Source organism: Paenibacillus sp. P4_A9, assembly GCF_056402415.1.
Genome location: NZ_JBFUHL010000067.1, coordinates 1 through 21,702, shown reverse-complemented (window position 1 = coordinate 21,702; position 21,702 = coordinate 1). Strand labels below are relative to the sequence as shown.

The following is a 21,702-nucleotide window of genomic DNA, read 5'->3' as shown; positions in this document are numbered from 1 at the left end:
TTGTAGCTCAGTCGGTAGAGCAGAGGACTGAAAATCCTCGTGTCGGCGGTTCGATTCCGTCCAAAGCCACCATTTCTTAATTAAATATGCCGTTGTAGCTCAACTGGTAGAGCAACTGACTTGTAATCAGTAGGTTGGGGGTTCAAGTCCTCTCGACGGCACCATTATTCTCAAGTGTTTTAGTATTGTGGCGGTCGTGGCGAAGGGGTTAACGCACCGGTTTGTGGATCCGGCATTCGCGGGTTCAAGTCCCGTCGTCCGCCCATTAATTCACAGTGAAGTCAGCTTCGGCTAGCAACTTCATCATTTGCCTGATTTACAGCATGCGCGTATGGCGGAATTGGCAGACGCACTAGACTTAGGATCTAGCGGGCGACCGTGGGGGTTCAAGTCCCTCTACGCGCATCACATGCCGGCGTGGCGGAATGGCAGACGCGCTCGACTCAAAATCGAGTTCTAACGAGTGGAGGTTCGAGTCCTCTCGCCGGTATCAAAAGCATGAAACACGGAAAGCCTTACATTGTAAGGCTTTTTTGTTGTTCATATAAAGTTGTGAAATTGCGTCATCTACTTATTTGTTTTTGTGCGCCAATTGTTGAATCACTTGATCGACCTTCGCAATATGCTGCGACATTCTCTCTGCTGCAAGCTGCTCATTCTTAGCATCAATCGCCTCAACTATGTCGCGATGCTCTTGCAGAAGCTGTTCAGCAGAAGCACGCTCAGCGAAAAACCACAATCGACGTGAAGCTTTCATGCTCATCTGCAGCCGCTCGGTTAAGGATTCCATCATCCCGATAAAAAGGCTGTTTTGGGAAGCCTTAGCGATCTCCATATGAAAGCGAATGTCGGCTTGTTCACTTGCTTCCTCATTGCCGAGTGAGTGCTCCATGTCATGTAGGATTTCTCTCAGAACCGCCAAATGCTGCTCAGTACGACGGCTTGCAGCCAAGGTTGCACAGCCAACCTCAATGAATCTACGCACTTCTTGCACTTCCTGAAGCGAATCGCTATGGTCAAATAAGCCAGTTGTCTCCGTCGGCAAGGGGTTAACTACATAAGTACCCCCACCATGTCGAATATCGACCCAACCCATGGCTTTGAGTCCGCTGAGGGCTTCCCTAATGGTAGATCGCCCGACTTGAAAGCTTGTCGCAAGATCAACAACCGTCGGCAACTTAGAACCTGGCGCATAAGTTCCACCCTCAATTTGAGCTTTGATATGTTGAAGCACGATTTCCGAGCCTTTTTGTGGACGGATTTGCTGAAAAACCATCGGTATCCCCCTGAAATCTTAGATAAAGTTCTATACATCTATTACATCATAAGCTAAAATAGAATAAAAGTCATCTGATCACATGATCAATTATGCATGTGTAATGAACCATGAGGTAATGTAGCATAGTAAGTTAGTGTTCAAAGGGAGGATTCGATATGCTCGACAAACTAGTAAGACAACAACTTCAGACCATTGTAGGCGATGGCTTCTATAAAGATGATATGGAATCATTAGTTACCCATTCCTATGACGGGACACCGATGCTCCAGTCTTTGCCTGACGGCGTGATTTATCCACGAGATACTGAACAAGTGTCTGCGATCATGAAGGTACTGAATGAGCACCGAATTCCCCTCGTCAGCAGGGGTTCAGGTACGAATTTGTGCGGAGGCACTGTACCTGTGCATGGAGGGATCGTAATGGTCATGCATCGCATGAACGCGATCCTAGATATCGATTTGCAGAACCTGACAGCCACCGTGCAACCGGGGATCATTACTAAGCAATTCATCGAGCATATCGAGGGATTGGGTTTATTTTATCCACCGGATCCAAGTTCGATGGCGATTTCAACGATTGGCGGCAATATCGCGGAGTGCTCGGGCGGACTACGCGGTTTGAAGTATGGCACTACTAGAGACTATGTGATTGGACTTGAATGTGTCCTAGCCTCAGGCGAAATCATGCGCACCGGCGGCAAGCTCATGAAGGACGTAGCAGGCTATGATTTGACAAAGCTGCTAGTCGGCTCCGAGGGCACGCTTGCAGTTATCACCGAAGCAACACTCAAGCTCATTCCGCCTMCGAAGGCGAAGAAAACGATGCTTGCGATGTACAAGGATTTATACGGCGCGGCGCGCACCGTTTCCAAAATCATCGAAAATCGCATCATTCCAGCAACCCTGGAATTTATGGATAACCCAACAATTCGTGTTGTGGATGATTTTGCTAAGCTAGGACTGCCGCTAGATATGGCTGCCATTTTACTCATTGAACAAGATGGTGAGCCAGAAATGGTTGAACGTGACATCGCTCGAATCTCAGAGATTTGTAGAGAAGAGCAGGCAGATGAAGTCAGCATTGCAAGTACACAAGAGGAAGCGCTAAAGCTACTAACAGCAAGACGCAGTGCGTTTACCGCTCTTGCTCGCTTACGTCCGACGACGATATTAGAGGATGCAACGGTGCCTCGCTCCAAAATTGCGGAAATGGTACTGGAAATTAATCGAATTGCCACCAAGCATGAGGTTCAAATTTGTACCTTCGGGCATGCAGGAGACGGCAATTTACATCCTACAGCAACTACAGATGCAAGAGATCATGATGAGGTTCACCGTGTGGAAGCGGCATTTGAAGAGATTTTCGAAGCTGCGATTCGCTTAGGTGGAACAATTACTGGCGAACATGGTGTCGGGTTAGTGAAAGCGCCATTCCTAGAATGGAAAGTGGGAAGTAGCGGGATCGCGATGATGAAAGGGATTAAGGATGCGTTCGATCCGAACCATATTCTTAATCCGGGCAAAATGTTTGCAAAAGAATCCAGACGCAGGGTGGTGATTGATCGTGTCTAAGAGCCAAGGAGCAACACTTCAGGAAACTTTAATGCAGAAACTGGACTACGACCAATTAACCAATTGCATGCGGTGTGGATTCTGCTTACCAGCATGTCCGACTTTCAAAGAAACGGGGATCGAGGCTGAGTCACCGAGAGGACGTATCTCTTTGATGAAAGCCGCTGTGGATGGCCTAATGGAGCCAGGGATACGTTTCGAAGATCAGATGAACCACTGCTTGGGTTGCCGCGCATGTGAGCCTGCCTGCCCAGCAGATGTGAAATATGGTCAATTAATTGAACAGGCGCGCGATGCGATTGAAGTGCATACGACCCAACATAGATGGTGGGTAAAGGGTGTGCGCAAGCTTGTATTCAAAGAGCTATTCCCATCCCAACGGAGGATGCAACTGCTCGGGACAGGGCTTCATTTTTATAAAATGTCAGGTATCCAGAAGCTAGTTAGAAGTTCCGGTGTAGTCGGTCTGTTCTCGAAGCATATGGCTGCTATGGAGAAAATACTTCCGGACGCTTCAGGTAAAGGGATTGTTGAGCGGCTTGGTACTTTTATTCCGGCAATAGGCAAAAAGCTTGGTACTGTGGGGATGTTCCGCGGATGTTTGATGGATGTGTTATTCACTGAAACCAACATGAATACGGTGAAGCTTTTGAGCGAAGCTGGTTTCGATGTCGTTATCCCTGAGTCACAGAACTGCTGTGGCGCTCTCCATGCACATAGCGGTGAAAGTGATCAAGCGAAGCAATTGGCTAAAAGCAATATCAGATCTTTCCAAGAGGCGGGTGTCGATTACATTGTCTCGAATGCAGGTGGCTGTGGAGCCATCCTTGTGGAGTATGATCATTTGCTTCATGACGAAGAGGAATGGAAGGATTCATCAGCTTGGTTTGCGAAGCGAGTAAAGGACATCAGTACGATACTCGTAGAGAAGGGACGCCCTCTCAAATTTGCTGAAACAAAGACTAACCAAGCTCCAACGCGAGTTACGTATCAGGAATCCTGCCATCTTCGTAACGTGATGAAGGGCAGCCAACCAACCAAGCAACTGCTGCAAAGGGTTAGTAACACCGCCTATATCGAAATGAAGGATTCAGGCTCATGCTGTGGTTCAGCGGGAATTTACAACATGACCCAGCCTGATATGGCGAATCAAATCCTTGAGCATAAAATGGAAAATGTAAATGCGACTGCCGCCGCTTATATCGTCACTAGCAATCCTGGCTGCTTACTGCAGATGAAGCTAGGGGTGGATAAGCATGGGCAAACCGGCCATATGGAAGCCGTGCATATCGCTGACTTTTTATATGACCGACTTGTGAAGCAAGAGGCATAAGAGGCGTAAAGCCCGTCATAAAGAACCGAATGCCTTCCTAGCAGCCGCGGGCGTCATGCCAATCACTCTTTTGAACATCGCGTGGAAATGAGGTAAGCTTTCAAATCCGCACAAGTCTGCGACTGTACTAACACTAGCATCACTTTCGTGAAGGAGCTGCTTCGCACGGATAATGCGTTTAGTCATGAGATAAGTAGTGATATTCATGCCGATCAACTGCTTAAAGACCCTGCTGAAATGAGCAGGCGTAACGGAGGCTTGTTTCGATAAGGTTTGGAGTCCGATATCTTCACAGAAATGCTGATCTATATAGAGTAGGATCTCCCTCATCCATAAAGGGCCAACAAGTGAATCTACCGTTGGAGATTTTACGTCAGCACCTACTTCACGTTGGATATACAGCAGTAACTGAAGCAACTGCAGGAAGATGGCTTGGCGATGACCTAAGCTAGGATGTATAAGCTCGTGGTGCATGGACTCTAGGAACAGCTCCAGTTGCTGACTTTGGGGTAATCGCGTTTCCAATTTGTAACTACGAAGTGCCGCGGCTTGCTCGAAGCTATGCAAATAAGAGAAATCGTCGCCTAATGGAGGCGTCTGGACCATGCCAGGAGAAAAATAAATCGCAGTGGACGTCACGGGTGAGTCTTTATCGGGAGTTGCCCGATGAATCGTGCTGCCAGGTATGAGGAACAGGTCGCCTTGTTTCATGTCATAGAAGGTGTGATCGATAAAGAAAGTGCCGCTCCCGCGGTACACATACACAATTTCATACCACTCGTGGAAATGCTCTGGAAGCTCGCTTTGCGAGCTTTTTGTGTTTTTATAGGCAAATGAAAAAGGGAAGGCCTCCTGATTATCGAAAACTTTACGGATAGGATCCACATCAGTCACTCCTTCTGCTTCAGGTTAATACAATAATATCAAAAAACCGTATAGTTATGCTAGATATCGATATTTCATATCGATAAATAGATGATAAAATAAAAGAAAGCGATATCAAATTAGTTAAAGGGAAGAGGAGAATCGCTATGCGCATCGATGCACATCAGCATTATTGGAAGATCGACCGAGGAGACTATGGGTGGATTACGCCAGAGCTTCCTGTGTTGTTTCGTGATTTTTTACCGAATGATCTGCTTCCACATCTTCAGAAGTCTAATTTGGATAAAACCATTGTGGTTCAAGCTGCCCCAACACTAGAAGAAACGGATTATTTACTTGCTTTGAGTGAGTCCGCTGATACGATTGCCGGTGTTGTGGGTTGGCTTGATTTAGACGATCCTGATTATCTTGTTCATTATAAAAAGTGCAGACAGCATCCTAACTATGTAGGCTTCAGGGTCATGATTCAAGAGATGCCTGATGCTAGGGCTATACTTAAACCTAATTTTGTTGAAGCCCTGCGATACTTTGCTGCGGAAGACGTACCCATTGATCTGCTAGTAGTCGCTCATCAGTTAGAACCCGTCATCGAGCTATTGGAGCTCGTGCCAGGTTTACGCACGGTGATTGATCATATTGCGAAGCCGTCGATTGCAAAAGGTATAATTGAACCTTGGAAAAGTCAGATGTCGGCGATCGCTAAGCATCCCAACATCTATTGTAAGGTTTCAGGCATGGTGACCGAAGCCAATCATTCGGATTGGAAGCTAGAAGATTTTGCTGCCTATGTCGAGCATATATTGGAGGTTTTCGGGACTGAACGTGTGATGTTCGGTAGCGATTGGCCGGTCTGTTTGCTCGCTGCTGAGTACGAGGACGTTGTAGGTGTCGTAATGCAATCCTTACCAGATAGCTGGTCGGAAGAAGATAAGGCTCGCTTATTCGGTCTGAACGCAAAGGAGTTTTATAAATTATGAAATATCGCAAATTGGGCAAAACCGGTCTCGATATTTCCGTCCTGAGCTTTGGAGCGTCTTCCCTTGGATCTCGAAAAGACGTATGTATAAGAATGCTTTAGTACGGGAGGGTGGCAATCATGAAAGCGATCGTCTGTGAACAAGTCGAGCTGTTGAAATATGTAGAGGTAGAGGAGCCCACTGCAAGTGAGGGTGAAGCAATCGTACGCATCCAGCGAATTGGCATATGCGGGACAGATTTACATGCTTTTAAAGGGAATCAGCCATTCTTCAGCTATCCGCGTATTCTGGGTCACGAGCTGGCAGGATATGTGGAGGAACTTGGTGCTGGAGTTACTGGGTTAGCCATCGGTGATCTCGTCAGCGTTATTCCTTATATGCACTGCGGTCACTGTATTGCATGCCGCGATGGTAAAACGAATTGCTGCACAGATATGTCGGTGCTCGGTGTACATATCGATGGGGGCATGAGAGAGCGTGTTTCGATTCCCATCAGTCATTTGATTAAAGCGGACGGACTAACGCTAGACCAAGCTGCGATGCTGGAGCCGCTTAGCATCGGCGCTCATGCGGTGCGAAGATCCGAGCTGCGTGCCGGGGAAACTGCGTTAGTGATCGGAGCAGGTCCGATTGGGCTTGGGGTTATGATTTTAGCGAAGCAGCGCGGCGCTAACGTGATTGCGATGGATATCAATGATGAGCGATTAGCGTTTTGCCAGGATTGGGCGGGCGTGAATCATACCGTGAATGCGCTCCAAGCTCCGAAGGAGAAGCTAGCCGAGCTAACGAACGGCGAATTTCCGACCGTCGTCTTCGATGCAACAGGGAATGCCAAGTCGATGACTGACTCTTTCGGACTAGTCGCCAATGGTGGCAAGCTAGTCTACGTCGGGCTGGTGAAGGCCGATATTGCCTTTCATGATCCCGATTTTCATAAGAGGGAACTTACTCTAATGGGTAGCCGTAACGCGACTGTGGAGGATTTTGATACGGTGCGCAGCGCATTTATGGCTGGTGGCATCGATATCAAGCGTTATATCACGCATCGTTCCTCCTTCGAGGATATGGTGGATCAATTCGAAAGCTGGCTGAAGCCGGAGTCTCAGGTTATAAAAGCGATGGTATGTTTGTAAAAGGGGGACACACTCAGTGGGAAGCTGAGTGTGTTTTTCGGTATTGTGGAGCTTTTACACCTCAATCCACAGACTCTCCCTTAACTCAGTTCTTCCGGATTCTCCAACTCAGCAACAAATGCAGCGGCAGCAGTCGAGAGCGGCATGTTCTTCAATGTGATAATTCCTATCTTGGTTGACGGTATCGTTGCCTCAAGATTGACCTCAAATAAGCTGCCCTCCGCTAATTCCCTTGCTACAAACTCTTTCGTTACAAATGAAACGCCGAAGCCGATTTTCGCGAATTCAATCAGTAAATCCACACTGCCAAGCTCAATCTCTGGCTCCAGCAGCAAACCATTGTTGCTGAATAGACGGGTGACGAACTTACGTGATGAGCTATTGCTGGAAAATAAGATAATTGGATAAGTCAGCAGCTCTGAGAGCGTAACTTTGTGGGCAGACAGCTCTCGATACTTGGGCCCCGTCACAAAGCAGTCCTGAATGGTGATGCCCTCACGCACCTGAAGCTGATCATCATGAATGGGCATTCTCACAATGCCGATGTCGATTTTGCCTTCTTTTAAATTTTTTACAATCTCGGGTGTGGTCCCATGAACCAAATTAATTTGGATATGCGGGTATTGGACATGGAACGATTCCAGAAAAGGAAGCAAATAGTGCTTACACAAGGAATCACTGCCACCAATTTTGATTTCTCCGCTAGAGAAATTACGAAGATCATTCAGCTTTTCCTCAGCAAGGGAAATGAAATTGTAGGCTTGTTCAATATAGGAGTAAAGGATTGCGCCTTCTTTAGTGAGATCAACGCCCTTGGATGTTCGAGCAAACAAAGGAAGCCCAAGGCATTCCTCCAATAATTTAATGGAATGAGAGACACTGGGCTGGGTAATATACAGCTCTTTTGCCGCTTTGGAGAGGCTGCCGGATTTCGCTGTTAAATAAAATACTTTATACAACTCGAAATTAACCATATAGACACCTTCTATAGCAAGTATCGAAACTATCAATTATTTGAATGTTCCATCTCATCTTATAATAAAGAGATAAGGCACGAAATACAACCATATTGGATGGAGGCGTATCTCATTGAATGGAACAGCGGTAGGTATTGAAGAATTAAGCATTAATGCGATTAGAACGCTTACAATTGATGCTGTCGAGAAAGCGGCTATGGGTCACCCTGGCATGCCGATGGGCGCAGCACCGATGGCGTATGCGCTGTGGACACGTTATTTGAAACACAATCCCGTAAGCCCTAAGTGGGCCGATCGTGATCGTTTTGTCCTGTCCGCAGGACACGGCTCCATGCTGCTTTACAGCTTATTGCACCTTAGTGGGTATGATGTAACCTTGGACGATATCAAGGAATTCCGCCAATGGGGAAGCCGTACACCAGGACATCCTGAATATGGTCATACTGCTGGCGTAGAAGCAACGACGGGTCCGCTTGGCCAAGGTGTTGCAATGGCAGTCGGGATGGCGATGGCAGAAGCGCATCAAGCTTCCGTTTATAACAAACCCAGTTTCCCAGTAGTTGATCATTTCACATATGCGATTTGTGGAGATGGCGATTTGATGGAAGGAGTTTCATCTGAAGCGGCCTCCCTCGCTGGTCATCTTAAATTAGGTAAGCTCGTAGTTCTGTATGATTCGAATGATATCTCTCTCGACGGTGACTTGAACATGTCGTTTTCCGAGAACGTCAAGATGCGTTTCGAGTCGTACGGTTGGCAGTACCTTCGCGTGGAAGAGCAGAACAATGTTGATGCGATCTCTGCGGCGATCGCAGAGGGCAAGGCCGATCTCAATCGCCCGACGCTGATTGAGATCAAAACAACAATCGGCTTCGGCTCGCCGAACAAAGCCGGCAAGGGCGGCCACGGCGGCACGCACGGCTCGCCGCTTGGCAAAGACGAGCTGCTTCTGACGAAGCAAGCTCTAGGCTGGCCCCTCGAGCCGGACTTCTACGTCCCGGCTGAGGTTTACACCCACTTCGCCCACCACAAGCAGGTGGGAGCTCAATCTCAAGCGGACTGGGAGCAGCTGTGGAACAGCTACCAGGCAGCCTACCCCGAGCTCGCGAAGCAATTCGAGCTCGCGAACAGCGGCGACCTTCCGGAGGATTGGAATGCCGATGTGCCGCGCTACACCCCAGAAAGCGGCGCCATCTCGACGCGCACCGCATCTGGCAAAGTGATTAACGGCTTGGCGAAGCGGGTGCCGCAACTGGTTGGCGGCTCTGCCGACCTAGCGAGCTCCAACTTCACCATGATCAGCGATGCTGCGGCTTTCAGCGCAGCAGACTACAGCGGACGCAACTTCTGGTTCGGCGTCCGCGAATTCGCCATGGGCGCAGCACTGAACGGCATGCTGCTTCACGGCGGACTGCGCGCTTTCGGCGGCACGTTCCTCGTGTTCAGCGATTACCTTCGCGGGGCGATTCGCCTATCCGCGCTCATGAAGATCCCAGTTGCGTATGTCTTCACGCATGACAGCATTGCTGTCGGCGAAGATGGCCCGACGCATCAACCGATTGAACAGATCCCATCCTTGCGGATGATTCCGGATCTGACATTGTTCCGTCCTGCAGATGCGAATGAAACAGCAGCTGCTTGGGAGTATGTCCTTCAAGCGAAGGAAGGCCCGTTCGTATTCGCGCTTTCCCGTCAGAACTTGCCGGTACTTCCGGGTACGGATAAGCTTGCTTTTGCTCATATTCATCAAGGGGCTTACGTCCTATCTGATGTTGCTGAGGGCGAGACTGCTGCGATTCAATTGATCGCTACGGGCTCAGAAGTGAGCTTAGCTCTTGACGTGAAGAAGCAGTTGGCGCAAGATGGAATAGGAGCTCGTGTTATTTCCATGCCAAGCCGTGAATTGTTCGAGCAGCAGCCAGAAGAGGTACGGAATGCGATTCTTTTGCCTCACGTGAGTAAAAATGTTGTGATGGAAATGGCATATCCGGCTGGATGGGAAGAAATTACGGGACAAGACGGCTTCGTTGTCGGCATCCGCAAGTTCGGAGCATCAGCGAAAGCAGATCGCGTCATTCGTGAATATGGCTTTACCGCAGAAGCAATCGTTCAACAAATCAGTCAGAAGTATTTCCAATAAGCGCCCATAGCGGGAGAAAAGGTAGGGGTACAGGATGAAATTGTTTATCGACACAGCCAATGTAGAGGAAATTCGTAAAGCGCACGCGTTAGGTGTAGTAGCAGGGGTAACGACCAATCCATCCTTGATTGCCAAAGAAGGTAGAGACTTCTTCGAAACAGTAAAAGAAATCATCTCTATCGTTGGCGATGTACCGATCAGTGCTGAGGTTGTTTCCTTGAAGGCTGATGAAATGGTTGAGCAAGGTAAGAAGCTTGCAGCATTAAGCCCTAATGTCGTTATTAAGCTTCCTATGACATTGGATGGCCTTCAAGCGACAAGCGTGTTCAGATCTCTTGGTATTCCAACGAATGTCACGTTGATTTTCAGCTCGACACAGGCATTGCTTGCTGCTCGTGCAGGTGCAACGTATGTATCTCCGTTCATCGGGCGTTTGGATGATATCAACCAAGTCGGTATGAACCTCATTAAAGAGATCAGCCAAATTTTCCAAGTACATGGTATTAAATCCGAAATTATTTCTGCCAGCGTTCGTCACTCTGCTCACGTCATTGAAGCAGCGCTTGCAGGATCACATATTGCGACAGTCCCTTACAAAGTGATAGAATCGATGAGCAAACACCCGCTGACAGATGCGGGCATCGAGAAGTTCCTTGCCGATTGGGAAGGCGCAAAACAAGAAAAGTTTTAAGACATGGAAGACTCGCCTATGTGGCGGGTCTTTTTAAAAGGAGCCAATGACGATGATTATCAGCCACGTGAAGCATTTTGAGCAAGAACGGCATCTTTGGCCAGAGGCGGTAGCGCGAGGAATCGACTACATTTTGAATCGTAAGCTGGGAGAGGCGGAAGTAGGACGGTATGATTTGGAAGGCGATAATGGTCACTTGATGTATGCCAATGTGCAAGAGTCGGTGACACGTCCAAGGGAAGAACAGTTGCCTGAGTCTCATATCGTGTATACGGATATTCAGTTTCTGGTAAGCGGTGAGGAACGTTTATGTTTCTATAAGCTGAATGATGAGGCTGTCATTGTGGATAACAAATTTGAGACACACGATATCGCTTTCTATGAATCAGTCCATACGCAGCCTGAAACGGATATTTTGCTTAAGCCAGGCATGTTTGCCGTGTGCTTCCCGTCCGATATTCATCGGCCTAATTGCCTCATAACCGAATCAACGACGAATAAGAAGATTGTGATTAAAATCCATAAGGATTTGTTGCATCTTTAAGAAAAAAGTCTGCTCAAGCCAACTTTCTTGGCTAGGCAGACTTTTTTTTAGGCTCTTGCTTAGGCTTTTTACTCAAGCTTTACTTGCCATCATATTAGCTCCGTCGGATCCAGCGATCGAATAAGAACGGACCGAATGGAATAAAGGCCGCAATGAAAGCCGCGAGTACTTGTCCAAAGGACCAACGATGTAGAAGTGTGACCCAAGCAAACGATAGCAGATAGAGCGAAAATAGAAAACCGTGAGCAATCCCAACGACAAAAACAGCTTGTGGCATATCGAAAGCATATTTAAGTGGCATGGCGATACCGAGCAGAATGAGAAAAGATGAACCCTCCGCCCAACCGACATAGCGCAAGACTTGTAAAGAACGTTTTAGCAAAGTAAGCAACTCCTTTTATCAATGAAAGTAAACTCATCTTAGGATAGCAATATGAATGCAGTATGAACAACCGATGTCAATTGGACACAATCTAGTTTTTTTAGTACGATAGGCAATAGAACGTATTCTTACTTTCATAGACTCATTTGAGCGTTATATATAGGTAGGGGGAAAGCAGATGCTTCGTCTTGGCGAGAAAATTATCTTCATTGCTGATCGTTTAGAACAGAATCTGCCTATCGGCGGATATGGCTATTTAATTGCTTATGACCGAAACAACGATAACATTTTCGACTATGTCGTGCGTGTCCCTAAAGAGAACAAACATTACTATGTAACTGCAACGGATATCGAGCTTGAAGAAGTGCTTCTTCAGCAAGAGGCGGAGCAAGTTGAGAGAGAAGCTTTAATAGATTACGCGCTCGCAACGAAAAATGAAGAATTGTTCCTGAAAATCATGAACGGCGAGTCCGTGATTGAACCGGAGAAAGAAAGGGACAAAGAAGTACAGTCCCGCGAAGAATTTATTAAACAAATCGGGCTTAAAGCCTGGATTTAAAATAGGAATGCGACGGTGGATGTGCGCCGTCGTTTTTTTATTTGTCCTGATCACTAGCCAGTAATCCTTATTCTGGATTGAGTTCGCAAAATTTCTGGGATATAATGAAAAGAATGACTAAACGCTGATACAAGGGGTGTAGAATACGTGAGCATAACGAAGAAAGATGTCGATCATGTCGCCAAGCTGGCTAGACTCGATCTCAATGATACCGAAAAAGATCTATTTACAGATCAACTTAATGCCATTTTAAAATATGCTGAGCAGCTTAATCAATTGAACACAGAGGGTGTAGTACCAACAAGTCATGCGATGCCGTTAGTAAACGTGATGCGTGAGGATGTTGCGAAGCCGTCTTTGCCGATTGAGAAAGTTATGCTGAACGCACCAGATCATGAGGATGGGCAGTTCAAGGTTCCTGCTGTTTTAGAATAAGTTAAAGATGAAAGGGAGTGCCTGTCGTTGTCTTTGTTTGAATTAAACCTACAACAAATCCACGCGAAACTGCAAAGTAAAGAAATTAAGGTTTCGGATCTTGTGGATCAATCTTATACAAGAATTGGGCAAGTGGAGAGCAAGGTTCGCGCTTTCCTTACATTAGATGAAGAAAATGCAAGACAGACTGCCGCTAAGCTGGACGAGCAGCTTCTAAGCAACGCATCTCGTGGCGACCTATTCGGTTTGCCAATCGGGATCAAAGACAACATGGTAACTGAAGGTTTGAAAACAACCTGCGCAAGCAAATTCCTATCCAATCATATTCCGATTTATGATGCGACCGTTGTTAGTAAGCTCAAGGAAGCACAAGCCGTGACAATCGGGAAACTCAACATGGATGAGTTTGCAATGGGCGGCTCCAACGAGAACTCCGCGTTCCACCCAACCCACAATCCGTGGAACACGGATTATGTGCCAGGCGGCTCCAGCGGTGGCTCCGCTGCAGCAGTTGCAGCAGGCGAAGTGTACTTCGCGCTGGGTTCCGACACCGGCGGCTCGATTCGCCAGCCGGCTGCCTACTGCGGAATCGTCGGCCTGAAGCCGACGTACGGGCTCGTGTCCCGCTATGGTTTGGTCGCTTTCGCGTCCTCCCTTGACCAAATCGGGCCGCTGACCAAGAATGTAGAAGACGCTGCATATGCTATGCAAGCTATCGCAGGCTACGACCCGAAAGACTCCACTTCTGCGAATGTGGAGATCCCGAACTACCTCAGCGCATTGACGGGTGACGTCAAAGGATTGCGCATTGGGGTACCCAAAGAATACATGGGCAAAGGGATTGACCCAGCAGTTAAAGAGAAAGTGCTTGAAGCGCTTAAAGTATTGGAAGGACTTGGAGCTGTATGGGAAGAAGTAACGCTTCCGCATTCCGAGTATGCTGTAGCGACTTATTACTTGCTAGCATCCTCCGAGGCGTCCTCCAACTTGGCTCGATTTGACGGCATCCGTTATGGAGTTCGTTCAGATAATGCACGCAACCTGTTGGATCTCTACAATCTATCCCGAAGCGAAGGCTTTGGACCTGAGGTTAAGCGCCGGATCATGCTAGGAACCTATGCCCTAAGCTCAGGCTACTATGATGCGTATTACCTAAAAGCCCAACAAGTTCGTACCCTGATCAAACAAGACTTTGATCAAGTGTTTAACAACTATGACATCATCATCGGACCAACCGCTCCAACGACCGCTTTCAAGATCGGTGAACAAAGCAGCGACCCGTTAACGATGTATTTGAATGATATCATGACCATCCCGGTCAGTTTGGCAGGTATTCCTGCAATTAGCGTACCATGCGGATTCGTGAATGAACTTCCGGTTGGCTTGCAAATTATCGGCAAAGCATTGGATGAAGCTACCGTTTTGCGTGTAGCCCACGCTTTCGAACAGCACACAGACCACCACAAGCAGCGCCCGCAATTGTAAGTTATTAGTTCAAGAGTAACGAAGGAGGCATTCACTTTGTCGGCAACAGATATCCAATTTGAAACCGTAGTCGGTCTTGAAGTTCACGTAGAGCTTCATACCGCTTCCAAAATATTTTGTGGTTGTGCAACCTCATTCGGAGCACCTCCGAATACGAATACTTGTCCGGTATGTTTAGGTCATCCGGGAGTTCTGCCAGTTCTTAACCGTCAAGCGGTTGAGTATGCGATGAAAGCGGCAATGGCTCTGAACTGTACAATTGCGACGAATAGTAAGTTTGATCGCAAAAACTACTTTTACCCAGACTCACCAGATGCGTACCAAACTTCCCAATACGACAAACCGATCGGCGAGCATGGATGGGTTGATATCGAAGTTGGCGGAATTACCAAACGGATCGGAGTCACGCGTGTCCATCTGGAAGAGGACGCTGGTAAGCTAACGCATATTGATGGCGGTTATGCTTCTCTGGTGGACTTGAACCGTGCTGGAACGCCTTTGATCGAAATTGTATCCGAACCAGACCTGCGCTCTCCTGAGGAAGCACGTGCTTATCTAGAGAAGATCAGAGCGATCATGATTTACTGTGATGTTTCCGATGTGAAAATGGAAGAAGGCTCGTTGCGATGCGATGCGAACATTTCCATTAGACCGTTCGGACAAGAGAAATTCGGTATCCGTGCCGAACTCAAGAATATGAACTCCTTCCGAGGTGTACAACGTGGACTTGAGTATGAAGAATTCCGCCAAGCGGAAATTCTCAGAAGCGGGGAAGAAGTGATTCAGGAAACTCGCCGTTGGGATGAAACGCAAGGTAAAACTCTCGCTATGCGCGGTAAAGAAGATGCACACGATTATCGTTATTTCCCAGATCCGGATCTGGTCAGCCTTTACATCGACGACGCTTGGAAAGCACGTGTTCAAGCTTCCATTCCTGAATTGCCCGATGCACGTAAAGCGAGATATAGCAGCGAATACGGTTTACCTAGCTATGACGCAGCTGTAATCACAGCTTCCATGAAGATGGCTGACTTCTTTGAAGAAAGCTTGAAGTATACGCAAGACGCCAAGGCCGTGTCGAACTGGATCATGGGTGACTTACTCGGATACCTAAACCTTAACTCACTTGAATTCTCCGACGTCAAGGTTACGGGTAAAGGCTTAGGCGAGATGATTGGCTTGATCGAGAAAGGCACGATTTCCAATAAGATTGCCAAAACCGTGTTTAAAGAAATGATCGAAACCGGCAAAGAGCCGATGAAGATTGTTGAAGAACAGGGTCTTGTTCAAATCAGCGACGAAGGTGCTATCAAGGCCGTTGTCGAGCAAGTAGTTGAAAACAGTCCGCAATCCGTTGCAGATTTCAAAGCTGGTAAGGAAAAAGCCGTAGGCTTCCTTGTCGGACAAGTCATGAAAGAAACCAAAGGTAAAGCGAATCCAGGTCTCGTCAATAAATTAATTGTGGAGTGCCTGAACAGCAAATGATAAGGTAGAAGTGGTGCTCCTCTTAAATAGGACACCACTTCTTTTCAATTTCAACTAGGAGTGATTCCACTGTCGATCCAACAACTACATTTACAAACGAATGAAGAAGTTTTAACCCTACTCGCGCTCCAAATCGCTTCCTATCGTGTGGAGGCTGAACTGATCGGCTTTGATGATATTCCACCCTTGAGGGATGGCATTCAGTCTATACTTGAAGCGAAGGAAACCTTTTTTGGGTTCTTTGTTGATGGTCAAGAAGGGCGGACGCTTGCAGGCGCCATTTCATTTGAACGTGAAGGTAGTATCGTAACGATTTGTCGTATGATGGTTCATCCCAATTTTTTTCGAAGAGGGATTGCTAGCTCCCTTTTACAGCATATACTGATAGAACAAGAGCGAAAGGGCGCTACTCGATTTATCGTTTCAACGGGGTCTGCGAATTCGCCTGCGCTTCGTTTTTATGAGGGGTTTGGTTTCATCGTGAGACGCGTATTTACGGTTCCTCCTGGTGTCAGTTTGACAACATTTGAACGCCCAGCTACAGGCCTATAGCAAGCCTAACCTTGTACTTAATCGAAGGGTGCAATTTGATATAAAAAGGGAGCGGTTACACGATGGAAAATCCTTGGGTAATTGATCAGCTACACATCACAATTAGACTCGTATTATCGCTTTTTCTTGGTGGTCTAATTGGATTTGAACGAGAGGTCAGCTCTCATGCAGCAGGGCTCCGCACACATATTCTGGTGTGTGTTGGTTCAACACTCGTAATGCTGCTTTCGATGTACGGTTTTAGTGCTTTTGTAAATGAGGTCAATGTACGTATCGATCCTTCTCGTTTAGCGGCTCAGGTTATTAGCGGAATTGGTTTTCTTGGTGCAGGAACGATAATGTTCAATGGGAGATCGATTACGGGGCTTACGACAGCGGCATCTCTATGGGTTGTTGCGGGAATTGGTCTTGCGATTGGAGCGGGGTTTTATTATGCGGCTGTTTTAGTCTGTTTCATGGTTCTAATATCCCTATGGATTCTAAATAAAGTAGAGCATAAGTATTTCAATGGGAAAAAAGTACGCATTTTAAAAATACAAGCCATCGATCAACCAGGTACTTTGGGGTTAATTACAACAATATTAGGTAAACGCAAAATAGATATTAAGCAAATAAAACTAGAAGAGTCGGAAGATGGAAGTAAACCGAATCACGTTCAGATTACGTTTCATGTTACAATTCCAAAGCCATCTATTATTGGCCTTGTGCTCGAAGAAACGAATCAGATTCAAGGGGTCACTGGTGTGACCATCGAAAATAGTAAAAATTGAAGGAATAGCCCCCATGAACCATCATTGACAAAAGTCAAAGAACAAACGTACAATATAATGTAAGGTTTTAATGACTAACATCAGGTGGTGAGTACCATGGCAGCACATTTAGAACAGGCTTTAGCAAAGTTGAAAACAACAGGTGTTCGGATGACGCCCCAGCGGTATGCGATTCTTTCCTTTTTGCTGGATTCCATGACTCATCCGACAGCGGATGATATTTACAAATCTCTGGAATCGAAATTTCCTAACATGAGCGTTGCGACTGTTTACAATAATCTGAAAGTATTTATCGATTCGGGACTTGTTCGGGAACTGACCTACGGAGACAGCTCGAGTCGTTTTGATGCGGATATGACAGACCATTATCATGCGGTTTGTCAGGTTTGTGGGAAAATTTCTGATTTTGAATATCCCCCGTTGTCTGACATCGAGACAACAGCAGCGTTGCATACAGGATTTCAAGTTGGCGGTTATCGACTAGAAATTTATGGCGTATGTCCGGATTGCACGGTTACTACCAAGCATTAACTATACGCAGAATTCCTCATTTTGTGCTTTCCTGTTGTATAATGAACGTGTTCAGCCCTTCTTTAGCGAAGAGCGGACACGTTTTTTCTATTTCTATTTCTAACATTTGCTCATAAGGAAGTGAAGCGTTGAGATCATCTAAAAAAATAATTCTAATTAGTGCCCTATGCTTAGGGATGTTTGCGGCAGGCGCGGGCACATTTCTCATACAAAAGAAGGCACCTAATCGTACTCAGGTTGATCCTGATTATCATGAGCTGGCGAAACCGATTTTCTATGAAGGGGATTATTTTAAATCGAATGCAATTGGAGAAAAGGAAAGTCTGAAGCTTCCGCTAGAGCTAGTTCAGCAATGGATCGATCCGACCATTATATATGAAAAAAGCAGCGATTCCGTCATCATTACCACGAAAGATAAGGTAATGCAAATGAAGACAACGGAGCTCTCAGCGCTGATGAATGAGAAGCCCATCTCTTTATCTTTTCCCGTCGAGAAGAAAGAGGACGTCATTTACCTCCCAATAGAACCCTTGAAGCAGCTGTATCCATTTGAAATCCGCGAATCCGTGAAGACAGGTGCGATATTGATCTTTAAGCAAGGGGATGTAATTAAGTGGGGGAAGCATACAGGCAAGAAAGAAACGCAACTGCGAACAGAAGCAACCATTAAAGCTCCGTTTATTTCAACTATTGCTGTAAATGAGCAGGTTATGATCATAGGTACTGAAGAAGATTGGTATAAAGTGCAGCTAGAGAGCGGCCCGATTGGTTTCGTCCGTAAAAGTGAAATAACGGAAGATCATGAGGAGACGATACCGCTGCAACAGCAGTCATCGTCCGTATATGTACCTTGGAAGCCAATAACTGGGAAGCTAAATATGACGTGGGAACATGTTATTTCGAAGAATCCGGATACGACCAAGATCGGAGAGATGCCTGGACTCCAAGTCATTAGTCCTACTTGGTTCTCTGTAGCGGATAATACAGGTCGAATAAGTAATCTGGCGGATGCCTCTTATGTCAAATGGGCGCATGACCACAACTATCAAGTGTGGGCGTTGTTCAGCAACGGTTTCGATGCAGATCGCAMCAATAAGGTATTAGCAAGCTATGATCTGCGTATGAAAATGATTAAGCAACTGCTTGGCTTCGCCCAAACCTATAAGCTGCAGGGCATTAATATCGATTTTGAAAATGTGTATCTCAAAGATAAAGAAAATCTCGTCCAATTCGTCCGCGAATTGACTCCTTTTATGCACGAGCAAGGCTTATCGGTGTCTATCGATGTAACACCTAAATCGACCAATGAAATGTGGTCCATGTTCTATGACCGACCAGCCTTAGCAGAAGTAGTCGATTATATGATGTTGATGGCCTATGACGAGTACTGGGCCACGAGTCCGAAGTCTGGCTCGGTGTCTTCCTTGCCGTGGGTAGAGAGGTCCGTTACAACGCTTCTGACGACGGATAAAGTTCCGTCATCTAAGCTTGTCCTTGGCGTACCATTCTATACGCGGCAGTGGACCGAAGAAACGAAGAACGGTAAATTAACAGCAACCTCCAAGACATTAACCATGGAAGCTGCACAAACAATTATAAAAGATAAGAAGCTTACTCCTACTTTCTTAGCGGATACAGGTCAAAATTATGTAGAATACAAAGATGGAAATAAATTGATTCGGATTTGGCTTGAGGATGAAGTTTCAATTAAGGCGAGGTTAGCCCTGGTCGAAAAGTATGATCTAGCTGGTGTAGCCTCTTGGAGAAGAGGCTTTGAAAAGCCTGTAATTTGGCAAGTCACGAAGGATGCTTTACCATCAGTCCAACCATGATTTAATCGCACTTATCTTATCTTCAAAAAGAAAGCCGAACCCTGAAAAATGGGCTCAGCTTTCTTTTTTTTATTAATGAGGCTTATGTTCATGCTCTCGACTTGGTTCGAATTGAGTTGATTGTACTTCTGACGCCGTTTCGTTTTCACCAACTGGCTCATATTGTGGATCAATCGTAAGGATGGTTTTACAGAACATGCAGCGATCTGTTTTACCCAGCATTTTTGTTCTTCTGCCGCATTCCGGACAATCGATTACGGTTGCTGAAGTAGAAAGCATCCCTGCCCAGAAGTAAATACCCATACTCACCAATACACTGATCATTCCAATAATCATGAAGATGACTGCAATCACTCGTCCTGCTTGTCCCCAATCAAAAACGACGCCAGCAAGTCCTATAATCATAAGCAGCATTCCACCCATGGTCATGACAAGACCCCATAAGCGGAATTCATTTACTTTACTTGATCTAAATCGCACAGTCTGTTCCTCCCCAGTCTTTACCTCATGTTTTGTATGATTTGTCACAGAATTCAGCAGGAAACCCGTGCACCCTTGTAGAAATAAGTAAGAAACAATTGGAGACAGGAGCTTTGGAAACCCATGGGAATAAATAAAGAGCAGTTATTGCTTAAGTTCCGGAATGACCCTAGAATCATTAGCGTCATGGCGGTAGACAATCCTAAGCAACTTCCCTCACTGACAGATGGTTTTGATACGCTACTTTTAATAGTAACGAACGACCTGAGCCTGAACAATCATACCTCTAATTATATAAGAGACGATTCACGGATACAAGAAAGATGGACAGATCCTGCTTCTATTGAGCAATGGATCAGGCAAGGGGTAAATCGCAATATTCTTCACTGGCTGTTAAAAGGGGAGATACTTCTGGATCAGAACACTTATTTAGAAGGCCTACGCCATCGAATACTTGAATTTCCTGGAGACTTGCGCGAGCATAAACTGCTTATTGAATTTTCGCATTTTCTTCGTAAATATTTGCAAAGCAAGGAATATATTCTAGATGATCATATTTTAGATGCCTATAACAACATTCTCGAAGCGCTTCATCATTGGGCTCGGATTGTCATTGTGGAAGATGGGTATCACCCCGAAATTACGGTCTGGAGGCAGATTCGTGCCATTAATCCCGGGGTCTATAAGCTTTATGAAGAGCTAACGATGAGTAGAGAGACCTTGAAGCAGCGGGTTCAGCTTGTTTTACTTGCTTGTGAGTTTTCTGTTATGTCCAAAATGGAGCGCTGTTGTGAGGCGTTTATTCAAATCCTCAGGGACAATGCGCAGCCGCTTAGCTCGGATGAGCTCCAACAGCATTCGCAGTTAGTTGAAGTGAAGTCGGAGCTTCCTCTTTTACTCAATAAACTAGTCAAAAAAGGATTAATAAAAGAAGTAGCTGTAATCATTGATGAGCACACTTCAGAAATTGAGTTGAGGTATACAAGTGTATAACGCTACAAAACCTTTAAGAATCAGGTGTTTTCCTGGTTCTTTTTTTATTCTCATTTTAACGCTTGACTTTGATTGCGATTCTATGATAAATTAACTCTCGCCGCTAAAAACGGTAACGCATTTGAATCCAACGAGCAATATCATGTAAAGCGAAGTTGAAATAAAGAGAAAAAATAAAGCTTGCATTGAATGGTTCGAATGTGATATATTATAAAAGTCGCCGCTAAACGGACGACGAAGAAAAAGAAAGAAATTGATCTTTGAAAACTGAACAACGAGTGAGTAAGCACGAACGAGAAATCGTTCAAAAAAGAGATTGCAAAATCTCGCTAGCAACGCAAATGAGCAATTAAGCTTTCAGATATACGGACAAGCAATTGTCTAAACTATTATGGAGAGTTTGATCCTGGCTCAGGACGAACGCTGGCGGCGTGCCTAATACATGCAAGTCGAGCGGGTTTACCTTTCGGGGTAAGCTAGCGGCGGACGGGTGAGTAACACGTAGGTAACCTGCCTTTAAGACTGGGATAACTATCGGAAACGATAGCTAAGACCGGATAACTGGTTTTCTCGCATGAGAGAATCATAAAACACGGAGCAATCTGTGGCTTGAAGATGGGCCTGCGGCGCATTAGCTAGTTGGTGAGGTAACGGCGGTAACGGCTCAC

Annotated in this window: 21 protein-coding genes, 4 tRNA genes and 1 rRNA gene; 21 read left to right on the top strand and 5 right to left on the bottom strand. The window is 46.1% G+C overall.

From position 1 onward, the window contains the following. Positions 1 to 88 precede the first annotated feature (88 nt). The 4 genes from AC1DVJ_RS25870 to AC1DVJ_RS25855 all read left to right on the top strand — a co-directional run bounded on the left by AC1DVJ_RS25870 (position 89) and on the right by AC1DVJ_RS25855 (position 490). A tRNA-Thr gene (locus AC1DVJ_RS25870) sits at positions 89 to 164 on the top strand. A 26-nt stretch (positions 165 to 190) separates the two neighbouring features. Further along, positions 191 to 263: transfer RNA gene (locus AC1DVJ_RS25865), tRNA-His, on the top strand. Positions 264 to 325: 62 nt separating this feature from the next. Beyond that, positions 326 to 405: transfer RNA gene (locus AC1DVJ_RS25860), tRNA-Leu, on the top strand. 6 nt (positions 406 to 411) lie between these two features. Then, positions 412 to 490 (top strand) — tRNA-Leu (locus tag AC1DVJ_RS25855). An 81-nt stretch (positions 491 to 571) separates the two neighbouring features. On the opposite strand, the gene AC1DVJ_RS25850 is transcribed toward AC1DVJ_RS25855, so the two are convergent. After that, positions 572 to 1,276, bottom strand: coding sequence for a FadR/GntR family transcriptional regulator (locus tag AC1DVJ_RS25850; protein WP_477594803.1), 705 nt, complete (start codon positions 1,274 to 1,276; stop codon positions 572 to 574). Between the two features lie 158 nt (positions 1,277 to 1,434). Here AC1DVJ_RS25850 and AC1DVJ_RS25845 point away from each other — a divergent pair, with 158 nt between their 5' ends. Next, positions 1,435 to 2,850 (top strand): FAD-linked oxidase C-terminal domain-containing protein, encoded by a 1,416-nt coding sequence (locus AC1DVJ_RS25845; protein ID WP_477594801.1) that lies wholly within the window; start codon positions 1,435 to 1,437, stop codon positions 2,848 to 2,850. 31 nt (positions 2,851 to 2,881) lie between these two features. Then, positions 2,882 to 4,183: a (Fe-S)-binding protein gene (locus tag AC1DVJ_RS25840; protein ID WP_477594805.1), complete on the top strand. Its 1,302-nt coding sequence runs from the start codon at positions 2,882 to 2,884 to the stop codon at positions 4,181 to 4,183. A gap of 15 nt (positions 4,184 to 4,198) precedes the next feature. Here the strand turns inward: AC1DVJ_RS25840 and AC1DVJ_RS25835 are convergent, their stop codons facing one another. After that, positions 4,199 to 5,068 (bottom strand): helix-turn-helix domain-containing protein, encoded by an 870-nt coding sequence (locus AC1DVJ_RS25835; protein WP_477594799.1) that lies wholly within the window; start codon positions 5,066 to 5,068, stop codon positions 4,199 to 4,201. Positions 5,069 to 5,214: 146 nt separating this feature from the next. Here AC1DVJ_RS25835 and AC1DVJ_RS25830 point away from each other — a divergent pair, with 146 nt between their 5' ends. Next, positions 5,215 to 6,045 carry an amidohydrolase family protein gene (locus AC1DVJ_RS25830; RefSeq protein WP_477594797.1) on the top strand — a complete coding sequence of 277 codons (831 nt, stop codon included), beginning with the start codon at positions 5,215 to 5,217 and terminating at the stop codon, positions 6,043 to 6,045. A gap of 119 nt (positions 6,046 to 6,164) precedes the next feature. Then, positions 6,165 to 7,178: a zinc-binding alcohol dehydrogenase family protein gene (locus AC1DVJ_RS25825; protein WP_477594795.1), complete on the top strand. Its 1,014-nt coding sequence runs from the start codon at positions 6,165 to 6,167 to the stop codon at positions 7,176 to 7,178. Between the two features lie 80 nt (positions 7,179 to 7,258). Here AC1DVJ_RS25825 and AC1DVJ_RS25820 read toward each other — a convergent pair whose 3' ends face one another. Then, positions 7,259 to 8,152 carry a LysR family transcriptional regulator gene (locus AC1DVJ_RS25820; protein WP_477594793.1) on the bottom strand — a complete coding sequence of 298 codons (894 nt, stop codon included), beginning with the start codon at positions 8,150 to 8,152 and terminating at the stop codon, positions 7,259 to 7,261. Between the two features lie 115 nt (positions 8,153 to 8,267). On the opposite strand from AC1DVJ_RS25820, the gene tkt reads away from it, so the two are divergent. From tkt to AC1DVJ_RS25805, 3 genes are read left to right on the top strand one after another with little or no spacing between them, the layout of a single operon-like run. Then, positions 8,268 to 10,295 (top strand): transketolase, encoded by a 2,028-nt coding sequence (gene tkt / locus AC1DVJ_RS25815; RefSeq protein ID WP_477594790.1) that lies wholly within the window; start codon positions 8,268 to 8,270, stop codon positions 10,293 to 10,295. Positions 10,296 to 10,329: 34 nt separating this feature from the next. Then, positions 10,330 to 10,986 carry a fructose-6-phosphate aldolase gene (fsa, locus tag AC1DVJ_RS25810; RefSeq protein ID WP_477594788.1) on the top strand — a complete coding sequence of 219 codons (657 nt, stop codon included), beginning with the start codon at positions 10,330 to 10,332 and terminating at the stop codon, positions 10,984 to 10,986. 52 nt (positions 10,987 to 11,038) lie between these two features. Further along, entirely contained in the window at positions 11,039 to 11,530 is a 492-nt protein-coding gene (locus tag AC1DVJ_RS25805) for a NanQ anomerase/TabA/YiaL family protein (RefSeq protein ID WP_477594786.1), read from the top strand. Between the two features lie 94 nt (positions 11,531 to 11,624). On the opposite strand, the gene AC1DVJ_RS25800 is transcribed toward AC1DVJ_RS25805, so the two are convergent. Next, positions 11,625 to 11,912 (bottom strand): DUF3817 domain-containing protein, encoded by a 288-nt coding sequence (locus AC1DVJ_RS25800; protein WP_477594784.1) that lies wholly within the window; start codon positions 11,910 to 11,912, stop codon positions 11,625 to 11,627. Between the two features lie 178 nt (positions 11,913 to 12,090). Here AC1DVJ_RS25800 and AC1DVJ_RS25795 point away from each other — a divergent pair, with 178 nt between their 5' ends. From AC1DVJ_RS25795 to AC1DVJ_RS25760, 8 genes are all read left to right on the top strand, one after another. Then, positions 12,091 to 12,471 (top strand): ATPase, encoded by a 381-nt coding sequence (locus tag AC1DVJ_RS25795; RefSeq protein WP_477594782.1) that lies wholly within the window; start codon positions 12,091 to 12,093, stop codon positions 12,469 to 12,471. A 147-nt stretch (positions 12,472 to 12,618) separates the two neighbouring features. Next, positions 12,619 to 12,906, top strand: coding sequence for an Asp-tRNA(Asn)/Glu-tRNA(Gln) amidotransferase subunit GatC (gatC, locus tag AC1DVJ_RS25790; RefSeq protein WP_056620610.1), 288 nt, complete (start codon positions 12,619 to 12,621; stop codon positions 12,904 to 12,906). 27 nt (positions 12,907 to 12,933) lie between these two features. Continuing rightward, complete coding sequence (gene gatA, locus AC1DVJ_RS25785) at positions 12,934 to 14,391, top strand: Asp-tRNA(Asn)/Glu-tRNA(Gln) amidotransferase subunit GatA (protein ID WP_477594779.1); 1,458 nt, start codon at positions 12,934 to 12,936, stop codon at positions 14,389 to 14,391. Between the two features lie 36 nt (positions 14,392 to 14,427). Next, positions 14,428 to 15,876, top strand: a complete 1,449-nt coding sequence (gene gatB / locus AC1DVJ_RS25780; protein ID WP_477594776.1) for an Asp-tRNA(Asn)/Glu-tRNA(Gln) amidotransferase subunit GatB — start codon at positions 14,428 to 14,430, stop codon at positions 15,874 to 15,876. Positions 15,877 to 15,936: 60 nt separating this feature from the next. Then, the gene (locus AC1DVJ_RS25775) at positions 15,937 to 16,428 is read left to right on the top strand and encodes a GNAT family N-acetyltransferase (protein ID WP_477594774.1); all 492 of its coding nucleotides are present in this window, start codon (positions 15,937 to 15,939) and stop codon (positions 16,426 to 16,428) included. A gap of 62 nt (positions 16,429 to 16,490) precedes the next feature. Continuing rightward, entirely contained in the window at positions 16,491 to 17,198 is a 708-nt protein-coding gene (locus AC1DVJ_RS25770; RefSeq protein ID WP_477594772.1) for an MgtC/SapB family protein, read from the top strand. A gap of 96 nt (positions 17,199 to 17,294) precedes the next feature. Next, on the top strand, positions 17,295 to 17,729 hold the full coding sequence (perR, locus tag AC1DVJ_RS25765) for a peroxide-responsive transcriptional repressor PerR (protein ID WP_477594770.1): 435 nt from the start codon (positions 17,295 to 17,297) through the stop codon (positions 17,727 to 17,729). A gap of 128 nt (positions 17,730 to 17,857) precedes the next feature. Further along, positions 17,858 to 19,561, top strand: coding sequence for a glycosyl hydrolase family 18 protein (locus AC1DVJ_RS25760; RefSeq protein ID WP_477594768.1), 1,704 nt, complete (start codon positions 17,858 to 17,860; stop codon positions 19,559 to 19,561). Positions 19,562 to 19,633: 72 nt separating this feature from the next. Here the strand turns inward: AC1DVJ_RS25760 and AC1DVJ_RS25755 are convergent, their stop codons facing one another. Beyond that, the gene (locus AC1DVJ_RS25755) at positions 19,634 to 20,041 is read right to left on the bottom strand and encodes a YgzB family protein (protein ID WP_477594766.1); all 408 of its coding nucleotides are present in this window, start codon (positions 20,039 to 20,041) and stop codon (positions 19,634 to 19,636) included. Positions 20,042 to 20,164: 123 nt separating this feature from the next. Here AC1DVJ_RS25755 and AC1DVJ_RS25750 point away from each other — a divergent pair, with 123 nt between their 5' ends. Together AC1DVJ_RS25750 and AC1DVJ_RS25745 are read left to right on the top strand one after the other, a co-directional pair. Continuing rightward, positions 20,165 to 21,034 carry a nucleotidyltransferase-like protein gene (locus AC1DVJ_RS25750; protein WP_477594764.1) on the top strand — a complete coding sequence of 290 codons (870 nt, stop codon included), beginning with the start codon at positions 20,165 to 20,167 and terminating at the stop codon, positions 21,032 to 21,034. Between the two features lie 388 nt (positions 21,035 to 21,422). Beyond that, a 16S ribosomal RNA gene (locus AC1DVJ_RS25745) occupies positions 21,423 to 21,702 on the top strand; the annotation flags it as partial.

What these genes read in the sequence shown, in the direction of transcription:
- AC1DVJ_RS25850 (WP_477594803.1), bottom strand. Translation starts at nt 1,276, where the DNA reads ATGGTTTTTCAGCAAATCCGTCCACAAAAAGGCTCGGAAATCGTGCTT.
- AC1DVJ_RS25840 (WP_477594805.1), top strand. Translation starts at nt 2,882, where the DNA reads ATGCAGAAACTGGACTACGACCAATTAACCAATTGCATGCGGTGTGGA.
- AC1DVJ_RS25830 (WP_477594797.1), top strand. Translation starts at nt 5,215, where the DNA reads ATGCGCATCGATGCACATCAGCATTATTGGAAGATCGACCGAGGAGAC.
- AC1DVJ_RS25825 (WP_477594795.1), top strand. Translation starts at nt 6,165, where the DNA reads ATGAAAGCGATCGTCTGTGAACAAGTCGAGCTGTTGAAATATGTAGAG.
- AC1DVJ_RS25820 (WP_477594793.1), bottom strand. Translation starts at nt 8,152, where the DNA reads ATGGTTAATTTCGAGTTGTATAAAGTATTTTATTTAACAGCGAAATCC.
- fsa (WP_477594788.1), top strand. Translation starts at nt 10,330, where the DNA reads ATGAAATTGTTTATCGACACAGCCAATGTAGAGGAAATTCGTAAAGCG.
- AC1DVJ_RS25805 (WP_477594786.1), top strand. Translation starts at nt 11,039, where the DNA reads ATGATTATCAGCCACGTGAAGCATTTTGAGCAAGAACGGCATCTTTGG.
- AC1DVJ_RS25795 (WP_477594782.1), top strand. Translation starts at nt 12,091, where the DNA reads ATGCTTCGTCTTGGCGAGAAAATTATCTTCATTGCTGATCGTTTAGAA.
- AC1DVJ_RS25770 (WP_477594772.1), top strand. Translation starts at nt 16,491, where the DNA reads ATGGAAAATCCTTGGGTAATTGATCAGCTACACATCACAATTAGACTC.
- perR (WP_477594770.1), top strand. Translation starts at nt 17,295, where the DNA reads ATGGCAGCACATTTAGAACAGGCTTTAGCAAAGTTGAAAACAACAGGT.
- AC1DVJ_RS25750 (WP_477594764.1), top strand. Translation starts at nt 20,165, where the DNA reads ATGGGAATAAATAAAGAGCAGTTATTGCTTAAGTTCCGGAATGACCCT.